General features: G+C 62.0%; 14 protein-coding genes. 7 read left to right on the top strand and 7 right to left on the bottom strand.

Translation table 11 applies throughout. From position 1 onward, the window contains the following. The 4 genes from trbB to K9B35_RS08110 form a co-directional block, all read right to left on the bottom strand. Entirely contained in the window at positions 1–999 is a 999-nt protein-coding gene (gene trbB / locus K9B35_RS08125; protein WP_224921327.1) for a P-type conjugative transfer ATPase TrbB, read from the bottom strand. Then, complete coding sequence (locus K9B35_RS08120) at positions 999–1,403, bottom strand: CopG family transcriptional regulator (RefSeq protein ID WP_224921326.1); 405 nt, start codon at positions 1,401–1,403, stop codon at positions 999–1,001. The genes trbB and K9B35_RS08120 overlap by 1 nt, the downstream gene beginning before the upstream one ends. Positions 1,404–1,410: 7 nt before the next feature. After that, the gene (locus K9B35_RS08115; protein WP_224921325.1) at positions 1,411–3,435 is read right to left on the bottom strand and encodes a conjugal transfer protein TraG; all 2,025 of its coding nucleotides are present in this window, start codon (positions 3,433–3,435) and stop codon (positions 1,411–1,413) included. A 161-nt stretch (positions 3,436–3,596) separates the two neighbouring features. Then, complete coding sequence (locus K9B35_RS08110) at positions 3,597–4,505, bottom strand: HEPN domain-containing protein (RefSeq protein ID WP_224921324.1); 909 nt, start codon at positions 4,503–4,505, stop codon at positions 3,597–3,599. 262 nt (positions 4,506–4,767) lie between these two features. On the opposite strand from K9B35_RS08110, the gene K9B35_RS08105 reads away from it, so the two are divergent. Genes K9B35_RS08105 through K9B35_RS08095 form a run of 3 tightly spaced genes read left to right on the top strand, consistent with a single transcriptional unit; the run spans position 4,768 to position 9,028 of the window. After that, positions 4,768–5,232 carry a hypothetical protein gene (locus tag K9B35_RS08105; RefSeq protein WP_224921323.1) on the top strand — a complete coding sequence of 155 codons (465 nt, stop codon included), beginning with the start codon at positions 4,768–4,770 and terminating at the stop codon, positions 5,230–5,232. Continuing rightward, on the top strand, positions 5,229–8,381 hold the full coding sequence (locus tag K9B35_RS08100) for a class I SAM-dependent DNA methyltransferase (protein WP_224921322.1): 3,153 nt from the start codon (positions 5,229–5,231) through the stop codon (positions 8,379–8,381). The genes K9B35_RS08105 and K9B35_RS08100 overlap by 4 nt, the downstream gene beginning before the upstream one ends. Further along, complete coding sequence (locus K9B35_RS08095) at positions 8,381–9,028, top strand: hypothetical protein (RefSeq protein ID WP_224921321.1); 648 nt, start codon at positions 8,381–8,383, stop codon at positions 9,026–9,028. The genes K9B35_RS08100 and K9B35_RS08095 overlap by 1 nt, the downstream gene beginning before the upstream one ends. A gap of 149 nt (positions 9,029–9,177) precedes the next feature. On the opposite strand, the gene K9B35_RS08090 is transcribed toward K9B35_RS08095, so the two are convergent. From K9B35_RS08090 to K9B35_RS08080, 3 genes are all read right to left on the bottom strand, one after another. Further along, a complete protein-coding gene (locus K9B35_RS08090) occupies positions 9,178–10,836 on the bottom strand; it encodes a UvrD-helicase domain-containing protein (RefSeq protein ID WP_224921320.1) in 1,659 nt (552 codons plus the stop codon). Then, positions 10,833–12,770, bottom strand: a complete 1,938-nt coding sequence (locus K9B35_RS08085; RefSeq protein WP_224921319.1) for an ATP-dependent nuclease — start codon at positions 12,768–12,770, stop codon at positions 10,833–10,835. Before K9B35_RS08085 ends, K9B35_RS08090 begins: the two co-directional genes overlap by 4 nt. Positions 12,771–12,981: 211 nt before the next feature. Further along, the gene (locus K9B35_RS08080) at positions 12,982–13,371 is read right to left on the bottom strand and encodes a MerR family transcriptional regulator (protein ID WP_224921318.1); all 390 of its coding nucleotides are present in this window, start codon (positions 13,369–13,371) and stop codon (positions 12,982–12,984) included. 66 nt (positions 13,372–13,437) lie between these two features. Between K9B35_RS08080 and K9B35_RS08075 the strand changes: the two genes are divergently transcribed. From K9B35_RS08075 to K9B35_RS08060, 4 genes are all read left to right on the top strand, one after another. Continuing rightward, positions 13,438–14,085 carry a cation transporter gene (locus tag K9B35_RS08075; protein WP_224921317.1) on the top strand — a complete coding sequence of 216 codons (648 nt, stop codon included), beginning with the start codon at positions 13,438–13,440 and terminating at the stop codon, positions 14,083–14,085. Positions 14,086–14,284: 199 nt separating this feature from the next. Beyond that, positions 14,285–14,626: a hypothetical protein gene (locus K9B35_RS08070; protein WP_224921316.1), complete on the top strand. Its 342-nt coding sequence runs from the start codon at positions 14,285–14,287 to the stop codon at positions 14,624–14,626. Between the two features lie 60 nt (positions 14,627–14,686). Further along, on the top strand, positions 14,687–15,964 hold the full coding sequence (locus K9B35_RS08065) for a TolC family protein (protein WP_224921315.1): 1,278 nt from the start codon (positions 14,687–14,689) through the stop codon (positions 15,962–15,964). A 2-nt stretch (positions 15,965–15,966) separates the two neighbouring features. Beyond that, on the top strand, positions 15,967–17,157 hold the full coding sequence (locus K9B35_RS08060; protein WP_224921314.1) for an efflux RND transporter periplasmic adaptor subunit: 1,191 nt from the start codon (positions 15,967–15,969) through the stop codon (positions 17,155–17,157). The last annotated feature ends 3 nt before the right edge of the window (positions 17,158–17,160 follow it).

The following is a 17,160-nucleotide window of genomic DNA, read 5'->3' as shown; positions in this document are numbered from 1 at the left end:
TCAGTCTCCTTGAAGGTCAGGGGTCAGGACGGGTGTGAGATCGACGACGGCGTAATCGCCCTGGGGGTCGAGCCCTGCGACGCGCGCGATCGTTTCGATGCGCCGCGCGGTGCCGCGTCCGGCAATGAAGACGATCATGTCGATCGCGTCGGCGACGAGGCGGCGCGGGACGGTGACGACAGCTTCCTGAATGAGCTGTTCGATCCGGTAGAGCGCGGATGCGGCGCTGTTGGCGTGGACGGTCGCGATCCCGCCGGGGTGACCGGTGTTCCAAGCCTTGAGCATGTCCAGCGCTTCGGACCCACGTACCTCGCCGACGATGATGCGGTCAGGTCGAAGGCGCAGCGTCGAGCGCACGAGATCGCCCATAGTCACGGTGCCAGCCCGGGTTCTGAGCGCGACCGTGTCCCGCGCGGGCGATTGCAGCTCGCGGGTGTCCTCAATCAGGATCACCCGTTCGTCCAAATGCGCCATCTCGGCGAGCAGCGCGTTGGCGAGCGTGGTCTTGCCCGAACTGGTTCCACCGGCGACGAGGATGTTGCGGCGATCGACGACGGAAAGCGACAAGAGGCGCGCGGCCTCCGCCGACATGATGCCGTCGGTCACATAGTCCATCAGCGTGTAGATGCGGGCCGCAGGTTTCCGGATCGAAAAGCAGGGGGCAGTCGAAACTGGCGGCAGAATTCCTTCGAACCGCTCCCCGGCCCCGGAGCCAAGCGGCGGCAGCTCAGCCGACACGATGGGCCTCTCGCCATGGACTTCGGACCGGACATGCGATGCCACCAGCCGGATGATCCGCTCGACCTGGGCGGGATCGAGCTTCACGCCGGTATCGACGCGGCCTTCGCCCAGAATGTCGATGCCCAGCGCACCGTCGGGATTGACCATGATCTCGATGACGCGCGGGTCGGCGAGCGCGGCGGCAATCGCCGATCCCATTGCGGTGCGCAGCATCGCGCGGCGGCGTTCTGCGGAGACGCTTTCAGGCTGGGCGGACATCACGATGATGCTCCGTCGGATTCGGCAGGCACGAGCGTGCGGGTGCCGCCCGCAATCTGGCGGCCAACCTGTGAGACGAACGCATCGAAGCGGTCGCGGCCGGTGGCGCGGGCCGCGGCGTCGGCTTCAGGCAAAGGTGCCGTCACCATCAACTGGTAGCGGACGAACAGCGACAGGCTTTCCAGCAGCACGTCGATGTCGCGCCGCGCGCCGGCCAGTTCGCGCGACAGCCGGTCGAGGCGAACCTTGAGGAGGTCATCGACCTCCTTGGTCCCCCGGCGCGCGAGCCAGTCCTTCAGTGCATCGTTGACGAGATGGCTCTTGTTGCCGCGCGGTCCGGCGGCGAGCACTTCCAGCGCGTCGCTGAGTTCGCGGTCGATATAAAGGTTCTGACGGATCTTCATCGCAGCCTCAGAAATCCGGTATGAGGTCGCGCTTCGCGCCCTCGTTGATCGCATGGCTCCGGACGACGGCGTTCTGCCCTTGCGCCTGGTCCATGGCGCGCTTGTCGGCGGCGACATCGTCGTCGTCGGGCACGATCTGGGGATCGCGTGTTTCGGCGGCGTCGGTTGCCTTAGAGACCTGTTCGGGAAGGCCGGGATGACGCTGCTGCTGCATGCCGCTTTCGTCCTCGCCGCCCGCAGCATCCTCTGCCTGGTGCAGCCGGGCATCGATGCCGCGCACCTGATCGGACCAGTCATTGCCGCGCGGCTTAGGGCGATCGGAATATTCACCCGATGCCAGCACCGGCGCGGGTGTCACGCGCGCGACAAAGTTGCGGTCGCGGAAGTAGCGCAGTTTACGCGCCCGGATCGGCGCGAGCCCGGACACGAGCACGAGTTCCTCGTCGGGCGATAGCTGCATGACCTCGCCGGGGGTCAGCAGCTGCCGGGCGGTTTCCTGGCGGCTGACCATGACGTGCGCGAGCCACGGCGCGAGGCGATGGCCTGCATAGTTGCGCATGGCGCGCTGCTCGGTCGCGGTGCCGAGCGCGTCGGAAATGCGTTTGGCGGTGCGTTCGTCGTTAGTCGCGAATGCAACCCGGACATGGCAATTGTCGAGGATGGCGTTGTGATCGCCATATGCCTTCTCGATCTGGTTGAGGCTCTGCGCGATCAGGAAAGCGCGAATGCCATAGCCGGCCATGAATGCGAGACTGGTCTCGAAGAAATCGAGACGGCCCAATGCCGGGAACTCGTCGAGCATCATCAGGAGCTGGTGCCGACGCGCGGATGTGCCGGGCTGGTCGAGCCGCTCGGTGAGCCGACGGCCGATCTGGTTGAGCACAAGACGGATCAGCGGCTTGGTGCGGCTGATGTCCGACGGCGGAATGACGAGATAGAGCGACAAGGGGCGTTCGGCCTCGATTAGGTCGGCGATCCGCCAGTCGCAGCGGGACGTGACCTCCGCGACGGTCGGATCACGATAAAGGCCAAGGAAGGACATGGCGGTCGAGAGCACGCCAGAACGCTCGTTCTCGCTTTTGTTGAGCAGTTCGCGTGCGGCGGACGCAATTACAGGATGGACCCTGGGGCTTTGATCGTCGCCAAGATGATTGGTGGTCATCATCCGACGCAGCGTGGCCACGAAGCTGCGCTGCGGGTCGGACAGGAAGGTCGCGACACGCGCGAGCGTCTTCTCCTGCTCGGCATAGAGGATATGGAGGATCGCACCGACCAGCAGCGAATGGCTCGTCTTTTCCCAATGGTTGCGGCGTTCCAGCGCACCCTCGGGATCAACCAGGATATCTGCGATGTTCTGGACGTCGCGCACTTCGTCGATACCGCGCCGAACTTCGAGCAGCGGATTGTAATGCGCCGACGCGACATCGGTGGGGTTGAACAGCAGGCAGTGCGAGAAGCGTGCGCGCCAGCCAGCGGTCAGCGTCCAATTCTCACCCTTGATGTCGTGGACGACGGTCGAACCGGTCCAGGACAGCAAGGTGGGGACGACGAGGCCAACACCCTTACCCGATCGCGTGGGCGCAAACGCCATGATATGCTCCGGGCCGTCATGGCGCAGATAGCGGCCACCGAGCGTGCCGAGCATGACTCCCGCGTCGCAATGCAGCCCAGCGCGTTCGATCTCGCGGCGGCTGGCCCAGCGCGCCGAGCCATAGGTGGTGACATTGCTCGATTGGCGCGCGCGCCATATCGATCCAAAAATCGCCGCCGCGCAGCCGATAAAGCCGCTGGTGCCGGCAAGCATGCCCGCCTTGTCGAAGACGATCGGGGCATAGGCATCATAATGATACCACCAGCCGAATAACGCCCAGGGACGGTAAATTGGCACGGACCCGAGTTGGAACCACGGCCGCCCCAGTTCGGACTGATAAGCGAGCATCGCCGCCGCCCACTGCGTCGCGGCCCACACGCCCGCGATGACGATCGCGAAGACGACAAGGATCTGGCCGATGAGCAATTTGGTCGGTGTCACGTCGAGGCTCCCGCCCGCCGGACAGGATCGGCTCGGGCGGATTCAGACTCGGTCACGGACGCCCAAAACGGAACGGAGCTGATGGGCGCAGATGGGCTTGTCTTGGTGCGTTTCGGTCAGATGCCGGAGCCGGAAGCTATCCGGCAGCTATCGCTCGGCAGTTAGAGACCGGCGTCTATCCGGAGCGTTTCGATACGTTCGCGCGAGACCATTTCGACGATATCGCGAAGGGTGCGGACCGATTGGGACAAGACATTGAGGTCGTCATTGGTGATCTCGAAGCTCGCCGAGTAGCGAGCCTCGACATAGGCGCGCTTGAGCAATTCGAAGCGCCGGCGGTCAATCCGGGTGGCGCGCGGCCATGCGTCGATCAGCCGTGTCTCGCTGTCCTCGGCCAGCGACCGCAGGAATTTGATGTTGTGCGAGCGGGGGAAGTACAGGGTTCGGACAAGCAGGAAGCAGATATAGGCGCGCTCCGTCGCCTGATGCAGCGAGAACACGGCCTCCTTGCGCCATCCGAGATCGTCAGCGCCCTTAAGCGCCTGCTCGTGTGCCGTCGTCAACGCTCTATCTGTGCTGGGCAGCCATTCGGAAAGGTACTTGCTCGCCATCTCATACGCATCAGCCATCGTTAGCGGTTGCGGTGTGGCAAACGCACTGCCAGGCCGTTCGTATAGGACGATGCCGTCGCGGACGATATCGACCCAAAAATACTCGCCCCGGCTCAGCGCTTGGTTCACCTCATCCAGCGTGTGGACGATGATGTTCACTGGCCGGGCGATTTCGGCGTCGCGCAGTATCTTATCCTCGGCGACATACCAGTAGTCGGCAATGTCAGTGAGATCAGGATGACTGACGATGATCAGCAGGTCATAGTCGGACTGGTAGCCATTCTGGGGTTCATCGACCCAATCCTCTCGGGCATAACTGCCGAACAACACGACCTTGAGGATGCTCCCGTTTCTCTTCCAGGGCTGAGTTGCGCGCGCCGTCGCTTGGGCGAACTCGCCCATCAGCAATTGCTTCACTCGGTCCAGCTCGCCTTGCTGGACCAAGGGCAGATGATCCACGCCGTGCCTCACGGTCACGATTCTCGCGGCGAACCGCCTTGGCAGCAACATAATTCGTCCATTGCCTCTTCCAAAGCCCAACGGCTTACGGAGCGGGCCGATCGGAGCATGGAGGAAAGCCACGAGTTATGCACATTTGCCTTTGCACTTCCGCCAATTCGCGCTGCAACTAGCTTGCCGGGAACACAGAGAGAACATGGTTGACGGCGCCTAGCGCACCAATTACATGGGGCTGGCCCCACCTCAGGCCGTTGTGAGCCCCATGCATTATACGATTGGCCAATTGCGTGACACCGTCGGCCTCTCGCTAGAAACCTATCGGCACTGGAAACGCGCGTTGCCGTCCTATGCTGGGCGCACTGGACGAGCGCCATGCTTCACAATTGGTGATCTGGTCGCGGCGAGCATCATCCGGCGACTGACCGAAACGGCTGGCATTCGAGTAAGCGCGCTGAAGGATATTGTCCCGGACATCATCACTATCTGCGATGCGTCCCCTTGGAGCGTCATGGAAGGCGGTGTCTTCGCAATCGACCTGCTGCAACGCAAATGCCGCATTGTCCGGGATCCATCGCCGTGGAAAGCTGGCGAGCTGACGATCTTCTGTCCGCTCGATCCGCTGCTCGCGGAGCTGCGTGGTGCCCTGCTTCGCGAGCAGGGCGAGAGCGATCAAAGTCAATTGATGTTCCCGCCACTTGTACTGACGCGCGCTGCAGCCACCGGATGAGCGACCCGATGACCCTCGCGCTTAGCCCGGAATGGAAGGAGCGGCTTGGCCTCGCCAACCGGCAGGCGCCGGAACTCTACGACGTGTCAGCGTCTGTTGTTGATGCGCCGCACGCCTCGGCGATCCGGGTGGCGCTGGATGACCTTCAGGTGTCGGCGGTGTTTTGCGTCCAGACGGTGCCAACGATCGCTATTCTGGTCACCGACAATTACGACCGCAAGGCGATCGTCGATCTCCATGGTGCATTGTGGAACCAAGGGCTGATCAGTCTGCTCCTAGTCATCAGTGGTGAGGTCATGCGGGCGTTCTCGCTCGCCCGAACGCCGCTGAAAGATGCCGACGAGGCGTTCGAGAATCGTTGCTTGGTCGACACGTTGACGCTGACGGCCGATGCCCTGCGGTTTCGAAATATTGTCGATGGCGCCGAATCGGGTCGGTTGTGGTCCGAGCACGCGGAATACTTCAAGCCGAAGGAACGCATCGACCAGGTTCTGCTCGACAATCTCAAGGTCTCGCACACGCTGCTTCGCAAGGAGGGTCTCGATCCCGACCCCGCTCAGGCGCTTCTGATCCAGGCGATGTTCATCGCTTATCTCGAAGACCGCGACATCATTTCGACCGAATATTTCCGCACGGTATCCTCAGGAGCCGCGAATAGCTTCCTTGAAATGCTAGGACAGCGGGACGTGTCGCTTCTTCAGGCTCTGTTCGCGACGCTCAAGGCCGACTTCAACGGCGATATTTTTGTCGCGCCCTGCTCGTTCGAGCCGCAGGTACAAGCGCCGGAGATCAGGGGCAGCCATCTTGATATCCTCGCCTCGTTCCGCCTGGGTCGCGAAGAGATGGCGCACGGGCAGCATAGGTTCTGGGGCTATGATTTCCGATACATCCCCGTCGAACTCGTCAGTGCGGTTTATGATCGCTTTCTAGGGGAAAAAGAAGCGGAGCGTCGGGCGACCGGCGCCTTTTATACCCCCATGTTCCTGGCCGATACCGTCGTATCGCAGGTCTGGGACATGCTAAGCCCAGCAGTGCGCGACAAAGGCCGCTTTCTCGATCCGGCATGCGGGTCGGGTGTTTTTCTGGTCCGGTCCTTCCAGCGGCTGTGCGAACACTGGCGAAGCCGTTCGAACGATGGCGAGATCGCCTGGGACCAGCTCCTCGGGATACTGCGCCGTGTCCATGGCTGGGATATCAATGGCAGCGCGGTGCGCGTGGCGGTGTTCTCTCTCTACGTCGCATTGCTCGAGGAAGTATCGCCCCGCGACATCCGACGGCTGATCAGCCGAGGGAAGGTCTTGCCGGAGCTGTGGGGCCACAGCCTCATCTGTCGGGACTTTTTCGCGGTGCCCGAAGCCGAGGAGGGCTTCGATCTCATCATCGGCAATCCGCCTTGGACGAGCCGGCGAGGACCCGACCGGTCGTCGGTTCGGTGGAGTAAGGCGGCAGCGCTCCCGATGCCCGGCAAGGAGGACGCCTGGGCCTTCACCTGGAAGGCCGGTCGGCATCTCGCCGCAGGCGGCGTCGTCGCTTTTCTTCTTCCGTCGATGGGCTTCCTGCATAACCATTCGGCAAAGACGGTGGCCGCGCGAAACCAATTTATGCGCGCGTGCCGCATCCGGCGGATCATCAACTTCGCCGACCTGCGCTTCCAGCTCTTCGAACATGCCCATCGTCCCGCAGCACTTGTCATTTATGGTGCCGGCTCAGTGGACCATTTTCCCTACACGTTTGATTATTGGGCGCCGAAAGCCGATCTGAACCTGCGGATCAAACGGGTGATCACGCTCAGCAGCGCCGACAAGATGGCGATGTCCGTGGAGGCCGTTCTAGATAACCCGTTAGCATTCAAGCAACGCCTCTGGATGCGGGAACCGGACGCCAAACTGTTCGGCTATCTCGCCCGGCTGTCAAAAATCGGCGACCTTGTCGCTGACTTTGGGTCGTTCAGCCGGCGGCGGCAGGACCCGACTGGGCACTGGGTCATTGGGCAAGGCTACCAGCCATTCACGACCGATGACGATGAAGATGATGAAACTGCGGGCTACGCCGGCGCCGAGGAGGACGAAACGGGGAGCAAACCGGTCAAGCCTCAGGTTAGCCAGTATGTCGGCACATACCCCGACCTCCCGATCGGTGCTTTTCGCAGACTGGCACAAGCCGATGATGGCCTGCACCCTGCTATCAGCAACCTTGTGCGCAGAAGGGGTTTCGAGCCGGGCTTTGCTGGGGTTCGCATCCTTGTCCCGCGCGGGGTCGAAACCTCCCAAACCAGGTTGCGCGCCGCCTATTGTCAAAGTCCGTTGACGTTCCAAGACATTCTGCAGGCGATCATCGTTCCGTCCGGCGAGGAGCGGCGGGCAAAATTGCTCACGGCTATCCTGAACAGCCGACTTTCCGTCTGGTACGCATTCCATGGCACGGCATCGTTCGGATCGGACCGGCCGGAAGTGAAGCAGGCCGAACTGCGACGCCTGCCCTTCCCGCAACTCGCGGAGCTGCCGGATCCCGATCGAGCGGCCCGCGCCTCGGACGCGCTGGTCGCGGTGATCGACGCGGCGATGGATGCCTCGCGCCAACCTTTCACGCTCGGTGGCGGAGACGATGCGTATCTCGGCGCGATCGACCGCTTAACATATGATTATTTCTGCCTTTCGGACGACGAGATCGTTCTGATCGACGATGCGGTCGAAACAATCATTCCCGCGATCCAGCCGCACGAAGGTGCAAGTCCGGGTCTTTGGAAGCCGCCGCTCGAAGATCAGCGGCGGGCATATGCCGAAACCTTGGCCGAGAGTCTGCGGGGATGGCTCCTTGATGGCGGATCGGTAGGCACGAAGTTGGTCGCCAGGAGCGTCGATCTCGCAATATTGCGGATCACGCTCGAGCATGAGAGCAGCTATTCCGAGGATGACAGCGCTTCTCTGAACGATGTGCTGGATTATCTGTCGGAGCACATCAATCAGCCGCTGGACGGTAATTTCCAGTTGATCCCCGATCTCCGGGTCTTCGTCGGCGACAGTCTCTATCTGATCAAGCCGATGCAAATGCGGTTCTGGCTTCGGGCTGCCGCACTTGCCGACGCGGATTCGATCGCGATGGATCTTCAGGACGCGATCACCATCCAAAGACGGACTGCCGGCGCCTGATGCTGCTGGGCGACACTGAGAAATGGGCAGCGCGTTTTGCCTCGCTCGATGATCGCATTCTCGACCGTATTGCGGCGGTATGGCCCACGCTCCTCGATCTTCTGCCCGGACAACCCGACGAAGACACGATCACAATCAATCTCGTCTCTTTGCTGGGCAAGGATCCTGTGGTTCGTCGGCTTTGTCACTGGATAGAATTTCAGTTCGAACCGACCGGCACCCATCCAACAGGCGCCCAATACAGCAAAGGTCAGATCGACCTCGCTGTCATTCTCGACTGGGATCGCACGCGCTACCTCGCCTACGAATGCAAACGCCTAAATGTGATCTACAGCGGTGGCAGACAATCACTGGCCGGCCCTTACGTCACCGACGGAATGATGCGCTTCATCACCGAGCAATATGCCGAAGGGTTGGAGGTCGGTTGCATGCTCGGTTATGTGTTGGACGGCGATCTCGGTTTCTCAATGGAGCGATTGGCAAATGCGATCGCGTCTCACGCTGCGCTAAATATTCTAGGTGGTCCGGTTCCTATGGTCCCGGTGCATCGAATCAACCGGTTCAGTACGACCCATAGCCGCGCCGGAACGAAGAACATCGAAGTGCGTCACGCTTTGCTTTCGCACGCGCTTGATCCTTTTGGTTGATCGTACATACGCGCCAGCACGGCTGCCCGACTGGTTTGAAAACTGGCACCGCGGATTCTCGTCAGGTACCTGCGAGAACTCCAAGAGCTCACCGAGCTTGACACAACCACGCCGATGTCGAGTTTTGCTGATCGCTGCATAAGTTCGGCTCAATCGCCATCAAGTGCGTAGCCAAGAAATTCGTCGTGCTCCCGACGCTCGACATCCCAGCGTTTAGCGCCATCCGGGCGCTGGCGACAGTGACACGTGGTTAGCCAAAGCCTTTGTTTAGCGCGGGAAATCCCGACAAAATAGGCAGCGCGCTCCGCCGATGATTCACCCCAGAAAGTCTCTTTCTCGACCCCGAGAATGACGACTGTATCAAACTCCAGACCCTTACTCTTATGCACCGACATGATGCGAACCGCGCTGTCGCCAGAGAAGGACGCCAAGGCCGTCGCCGGCTCCGCGTCGCCTTGCAGCAACAGATGCGCGCGTTCGAGTGCCTGTTCTATAAGTTGGTCGAGGCGGCCACCATGCGCGTAGTCAGGCGAAAGCGCGATGAGATTGTCGCGCCCGACTACGCCTACCAGCGCCGTGGCAACGGCTTGCAGGTCGTTGATATGGCCTAGATTGATCTCACCCGACGCGATCTGCCGCCTAGTTTCTGTAACGAAGCGATCCCAGCGTGAGCGCAGTTGATATTCGCGCTCCTCGTCATAGCCATGGTTGAACACCACGATATCCAGTAATCGGCGATAGGCGGCGGGCTGCCGCGAACCGCTGGCGACTAGGAGAAAGTCGATGAGCAGGCAGGCGACCGGCTCCGACGCCAGATCCTGTTCCTTGTCTTCCTCACGAAACGGGATTTCGGCGGCCTCGAATGCGACCGTAAGGCGCTGGCAATAGAGGTTCTGCTGCTTGCTGACGAGAATCGCGATTTCAGAGGGTCGGACGCCATTGTCGATCAGGTCGCGGATTTGCCCCGTCAGGCTGGCAGCTTCTTCGCCATCATCGTCGAAACGAAGAACAGCGATCTCGCCCTCTTCGCCGAGGATATCCGCATCGTCGAGCGCGGCGGGCGGATCCATCACTTTGACCATCGCATTCTGCATGCGGCGTAGCCGCGGTGCGGATCGGAAATTCTGGTAGAGGTTGCGCGGTAGCGCATCGAACTCATCGGCAAAGGTCTGGAAGATACCCTCAAGCGCGCCGGCCCAGCCCATGATGCTTTGCTTGGTATCGCCCACCGCTGTCAGAATCGCCGAGGTGCCCCCGAAGCAAGCGAGAATCAGGCGATATTGCTCGGCCGTGCAGTCTTGAAATTCATCGAGAAAGATATGGGTGTAGGTCTGACGCACTGCGTTGCGTGCAATGAGGCTGGCTTCGATGATCGTATGGGCGAGCGGCACCATGTCGGCGAAGGTGATGGACTGGCGCTGCACCCGACGTGTACCGATCGAATAGTCCGGGCCCAGGGCATCCCGTCCGGTGAGCACGGGGCGAAAGCGATCGATGATCCGCTTCGCAAATGCATGAAAGGTGTGGCTGTCGAAGCGCGCCGCCAGTTCGGGTCCACAGCGTTTGCGGACGCGCGCCTTTAAGTTCTGGCTGGCATCGGTCTTGAAGGAGATGGCGAGGATCCGCCGCGGATAGCGGCAAGTGCCGGTCCGAAGCAGGAAGTCCGCACGTTGCGCGAGCATTTCGGTCTTGCCGGCACCCGGACCTGCGGTCAGCGCCAGATTGCGTGCGATCTCCGTAGCGGCAGCCATCGCATTCGGCTCGAGCGTCAAGCCGTCGGCAGGAGACCATCGCTCGGCCGAGATCATTCTGGCAGGCCTTCCAGTGCGGTTTCAACATAGTCGATCAGCGCTGTCATAACTGCTGGCATGTCGGCCGCTAGTTCCGCATCATCGAGCGCCGCCATCGCCCGGATGTGCCAAGCCGGCTTGCTGCCGATCTTGAACCTGCGGTGATAGGCATCGAACAGCTCCAGCTGCTCGTCGGAGTACTGGCCATCAACTGTGTCGTGCTTCTTGCCAAGAACCGCCTTGAGCGTGCTTTCGTCCGGTTCCTCGCGCTCGTCGTCGTCAATCTTGTACACTTCCCCAAACGCTTCGATCATCATGAAGTCGAGATCAAGCGGAGAAGAGAAGAAGATTCCCCGATCTGCGAAATACTCGATCCAGTCATCGTCATCGTCCAGCAATCCCAGATCGCTGTCCCAGGCCGGAATGCCCGCGATATCGTCGTCGTCGATGCCGGCGTTTTCGATATCGCCGTATTTGAGGCGTTGCTTCGCGGCATATTTGATCCGGCCCCAGCCCCCTTGATAGCGAGCAAGGTCAAGGTCGAGCAGTGTCGCGTGCGGAATGCCGAGCGCGTGCAGCAACCGCCAGAAATGATTGACGTGCCGACCGCCCAAGGGAACGATCGAAATCGACGCGTCATCGGTAAGAATCCCGCGCGCGCCGAGCAGCCGCGGCAGAACGACCTCCTCGCTGTCGCCTTCACCCAGGATCACGAACCGCGAGAAATACAGCTCCGGAAAGGCTTGTACGCCTTCGCGCACATATTTGGCGGCGTCCGCATTTTGAGGAAGCACGACACGCGTAACGACCGTGCGGCGGTTGCCGTCGAGCCGCAGATAACGAATGGTCTCGGGCGCAACCCGCCGCAGAAGCGACGGCGCGTGCGTTGCCACGAGCGCTTGGGTATTCTGACCTTTGGCGAATTCGGAAACGGCACGCACGATGCGTCCCAGATAATGTGGCGACAGGCTGTTCTCCGGCTCTTCGACCGCAATCAGAGTGAAGATTGCGGGCCGCAGCTTATCGATATCGAACGCGCACAGCTCGCCTGCTAGCACCTTGTCGCTGATCTCGCGCATGGCGAGTACCAGCGAGATGTAGAGCAGCGACTGCTGACCGTCGCTCAACCGCGAAAAATCAACGAGAGGTTCACCGTGTCCGGGCGTGAACGTCAGGCTCAAATGGCGAAGCAGCGTATCGATCTCGCTCTGCTCGAAGGAAACCCCGGGGTCGGCGAAGAACTGGCCCTTGTGCAGTTGGCTCCAGATCGTGGTCAGGGATTCGCCAATGCTTTCGATGGCGGCGTTGCCCGTCAGCGCTGCGGTGATCTGCGCGGTGAGATCGCCGATTGCCGCACGTTCACCGCTCCAGTCCGCCGCCCGCAATGCCCGGCCCAACAGCGCATTGGACGAGTAGGAGATATGATCGGAAGGATCGCGCCGAGCGGGCAGATAGTGCACCTGAATGGCATTGCGATCTTGCTTGGATGCGCGGCTTTCCTCGGTCGGCACCCCTGCATCGTCGGTTTTGGTCACATAGGTGAAGGTTTCCTCAATATCGCCATCCTGATCGAGCGTCGCAGCCAGACGGAAACGGACGCGCACAGCCTCATCATCGTCCACCATCAGCATGTGCGCGAAATTGCCCGGCACGGCGGGCATGGCGCCTTCGTCGTCCAGTTCGAGTTCGGGAAAGTCGAAATCGGCTTCGATCCAGAGCCTGCGCTCTTCCGGCGCGGCATCGGGTGCTTCATCGGTTGCAATGTGAAAATCCGAATGCCTGATCTTGCGCAGCGCAGGATCGAGACTGAACATTCTTGCCAGCGCCTGCAGGATCGCAGTTTTGCCGGTGCCGTTAGGTCCGAGGATGAACGTGGTGTCGTCCAACCCGATCTCAGTAGCGACATTTCCAAAGCACCTGAAGTTACAGATGCGCAAATGCGCGAGCTTCATCGGTCCATCCCCCGGAGGTTAGCAGTCTTAGCACTGACTCATACTGCGCTGTGCGATCAATTATTTACGGCAATAACCTTGCGCGGACGTTCTGGGAACGGTCGCTTTTCGGAGTCAGCTTCTACAAGCTAACGCCCAGGGTCGGGTATCTCCGCGAGCGCTTGGAGCGACCGAATCGGTCGTTTGCCACTTCGCTCAACGAGACGCCAAGTCAGCGTGGCGCCAAAGACTCAATGATCCGGCATGTTGAGACCGTCTCCTGGCTGCATTGATCGAGCATCTCTTGCAGTTCGCGGCGGAGCGCCCGCAAATCGGTGATCTTGCGGTCGATTTCGGACACGTGCTGACGAGCCACGGTATCGACTGCACTGCAAGACTGGTCCCGATCATCTGACAAGGCGAGCAAACCGCGTATCTGATCGAGCGTAAAGCCAAGGTCGCGGGCGCGGCGCACGAAGGACAGACGGGCCAGTTGGGTTTGATTGTAGGCGCGATAATTCGCTGCAGTCCGAGCGGGCGCGGGAAGCAAACCGATCTTCTCGTAAAAGCGGATCGTTTCGATCTTGGTGCTGGTCGCTCGTGCGAGCTCGCCGATTTTCATGCCCATTGACCCTCGAGTTACTACAGGGTCCATATAGCCTGTCACATCGAGTCGTGCGAGGTGGCAATGGCCTGCAATAGCTGTGCTTCGGACAAGTCCGACGCGAACAATGACCCCAAATGGCGCCGCGCTCTGTGGATCGCGCTGGTGGTCAACGCGACGATGTTCGTGGCCGAGATGATCGCCGGTGTCTCGGGCGGATCGAAAGCGCTTCAGGCCGATGCGCTCGATTTCCTGGGCGACGCGGCCAACTATGCGATCAGCCTCGGCGTTGCCGGTATGGCGCTCGGCTGGCGTGCGCGTGCCGCCCTGTTCAAGGGTGTGACGCTCCTTCTGCTTGGTACCTATGTGCTCGGCGCGACATTGTGGGCTGTGTGGGACGGACAGACGCCGGAGGCCGAAGTGATGGGTGTTGTTGGCGTCGTGGCGCTGATCGCCAATGCCGGCGTTGCGTTGCTGCTCTACCGCTACCGCGCGGGCGACGCGAACATGCGGTCCGTGTGGATCTGCTCGCGCAACGATGCGATCGGCAACGTCGCCGTGGTCATGGCTGCTGTCGGGGTGTTCGGCACCGGGACGGCCTGGCCTGATCTGATCGTGGCGGCGATCATGGCCGGCCTAGGGATCACCGGCGGTGTTCAGATTATCCGTCAGGCTAAGCGTGAGATTTCCGCGTCCGGGCAGCAGGGCATCTTCCGTCTGCAAGTCAAATGAAAGATGAAGATGAAATACATCGGGCGTCTATACGGAATGAGTTCAGACCTTTGGCCAGGATATTTATGGTCTCAAGCGTTAACTCGAAATGCCGACAGTTCGATTCACTTTCGTCGGCGATATGATACGCTATATCAACTTCGTTGGCGCGCACTTTGCAGATGACAACCCGGCCACGAAAGGATAACGCGGCATCGCGATGATCCGTCTGTTCACCTTGATGCTTTGTGCGTTTGCGCTGCTGTCGATCGGCACTGCGCCGGTCGCGCATGCCGTGGAGCGGTCGATCTGCGTCGAGATGGCTCCCTCGCTGCCGGGCGTGGATGTGGATCACGCCGATCAGAACGCGCCGGAGACCGGCAAGAGCGACCAGAACATCGCGCATCAGCACGGCGGCTGCCACGGCCACCATTTCGCGTCGCTTGACGATGCCGCCGTGACAGCGACGCTAACCTCACATGAGAATATTCGTGATCGCGGCCCGGCGAGTGTGCTGGTCGCGGCCGCGCCCGACGCCGCGTTGAGACCTCCGCAAGCCTGACGCCCCTCCGCCGCGGGCCGATGCCCGGCGGCTGTTTGTGGCTGTCAGGAGTGTTCCATCATGAAGTCCATCTACGCGGCGCTTCTCGCCGCGGCGTCGTGCGCAGGGATTGCGCAGGCGCAAAGTTCGACATCGTCCGCGCCGGTCTCAGCTGGCGAGACGCTAACGCTTGACGAAGCGTTGGCTCAGGCGGGCGCGATCGCGCCGGCCAACGAAGTGGCGGCGCTCGGCATCGAAGCCGCCGAAGCGGGTCGTGTAGTCGCTGCGTTGCGACCGAACCCGACGCTCAGCGCCGATGTCGAGAATGTAATCGGCACCGGCCCGTACAAGGGCATCAACGAAGCCGAGACAACGATTGCGTTCGCGCTTCCGCTTGAACTCGGCGGTAAACGCCCAGCACGCATCGCAGTAGCCGACGCGCAGACGGCGCGCGCCAAGATCGACGCAGTGATCACGCGAGCCGACCTCAGGCTACAAGTCACACAAGCGTATATCGAGGCGGTCGCCGCTGAACGAAGGCTGACGATCGCGCAGGACCAGCTTGGGGTCACGCGCGAAAATTTGCGTATCGCGCGCGACCGGGTCGAAGCCGGGGCGAACTCACCCATCGATCAGCAGCGCGCTGCCCTGCTGGCGGCAAACGCGGAAGCAGAGCTGGAGCGTGCACAGCGCAGCGTCGAGGCGAACCGATTAGCGCTCGCCCAGTTCGTCGGCGCCAGCCGGCCCGGTGCCCTGGACCAGCCGTGGTTCGATCGTATCGACAACGTTCGGGCGGGTCCTGCGACACCGGCGAATGCGGATGGTACGTTGGCGCTCGCAGCCGCAGGTGCCGACGTCGCCACCGCCGATGCACAACTTCGCCTCGCGCGCAGTCAGCGCATTCCCGACCTGACGGTAAGCGCGGGTACGCGCCGTCTTCAGGCCAGCGGCGACATGGCGATGGTCTTGGGCGTCTCGGTGCCGCTGCCGGTGTTCAACAACGGCCGGGCTGCCGTGGGTCAGGCTACGGCGCTGCGCAACCAGAGTGACGCCAAGCGGCGAGTGGCCCGCTTCGAGGCTGAACGTGCGATCACCGCGGCGCGCGCCGACCGCGATCGGGCGGCGGCAAGCGTGCGGGCGTCTGGACCGGCACTCGGTGCCGCACAGGAAGCCGCCCGCATCGCACGCATTGGCTATGGCGAGGGCAAGTTCGACCAGCTGGTCTTGCTAGAAGCCGAACAGGCACTGCTCGATGCCCGCACCGCCGCGGTCGATGCGCGCGCACAATATCATGATGCCGAGGCGCGTCTCGCCCGGCTGACAACACCGGCTCTCACGCCGGTGCAAACGGGGAATTGACGATGAAGAAGCTCGTAAGCGGGGCTGCGGCACCGCTCGTCCTGGCGATGCTGCTGGCAGGTTGCTCAGGTAACGAAGATGCCGCCAACAACAGCGCGGCCGTGGGAGCCGGTGCAGAGGCTAAGGATGATCATGGCGACAATGAAGCCGCCCACGGAGAAGGCGAAGGCGAAGAAGGCGTCATCACGCTGACCGCGCAACAGATTAAGGCTGCGGGCATCGAGGTTGTCCGGGTCTTGTCCTCCGGCGGCGGCGCGCTGACGCTCCCCGCGACGATCGAGGGCGATCCGCAGGGGACACAAGTGGTCTCCGCAGCGATCGGCGGTCGCGTCGTCGCACTCAACCGCAATCTGGGCGACGCCGTCGCGCGCGGCCAGGTGGTCGCCGTGATCGAAAGCCGTGAAGCCGCGTCGCTCAGGGCCGAGGTCGAAGCGGCGCGAGCACGTTCGGCGCTCGCCCAATCCAACCTGCGGCGCGAAGACCGGCTGTTCAAGCTTCGTGTCTCGCCCGAACGCGATCTCATCGCAGCTCGCACCGCGGCGACTGAGGCCAGTATCGCACTACGCCTTGCCCAACAGCAGGTCTCTGCGGCTGGCGTCGGCGGTGGCCCACTCAACCGCATCGGTGTCGTCGCGCCGCTTGGCGGGCGCATCACCGCACGACCGGTTGTGCTCGGCCAGACCGTTGCGGCAGATGCCGAGCTGTTTCGCGTCTCCAATCTGTCGCTCGTCGCAGTAACGATTTCGCTTTCACCGGCCGATGCCGCGCGCGTGCGGGTTGGCACGCCGGTCGAGGTCAGCGCGGGTGGCCGCCGCTCGGCTGCAGTGCTCAGCTTCGTCTCGCCAGTGCTCGACGAAACGACGCGCCTGGTCGCCGCCATCGCGCTGATCGACAATCGTGCCGGCCAGTGGCGTGTCGGCGAACCGGTGTCCGCCATATTGAATTTGCCGGGCGAAGGGGGCGGCGCGGTCAGCGTGCCGACTGCCGCAGTCCAGACGGTCGAAAACCGCAACACCGTGTTCGTCCGCACCGCTACCGGATTTCGCGCGCAGGCGGTCACGCTGGGCGCTCGCGGCGCCGGCACGGTCACAGTCACGTCCGGCCTCACCGGCCGCGAGGAAGTCGCCGGTAATGGCAGCTTCACGCTCAAGGCAGAGCTCGCCAAGGGCGAAGCCGAGCACGGAGGGCATTGATCC

Source organism: Sphingomonas sp. R647, from assembly GCF_020177055.1.
In the GTDB taxonomy this organism is placed as follows: domain Bacteria; phylum Pseudomonadota; class Alphaproteobacteria; order Sphingomonadales; family Sphingomonadaceae; genus Sphingomonas.
This window is presented reverse-complemented; position numbering and strand designations above follow the sequence as displayed.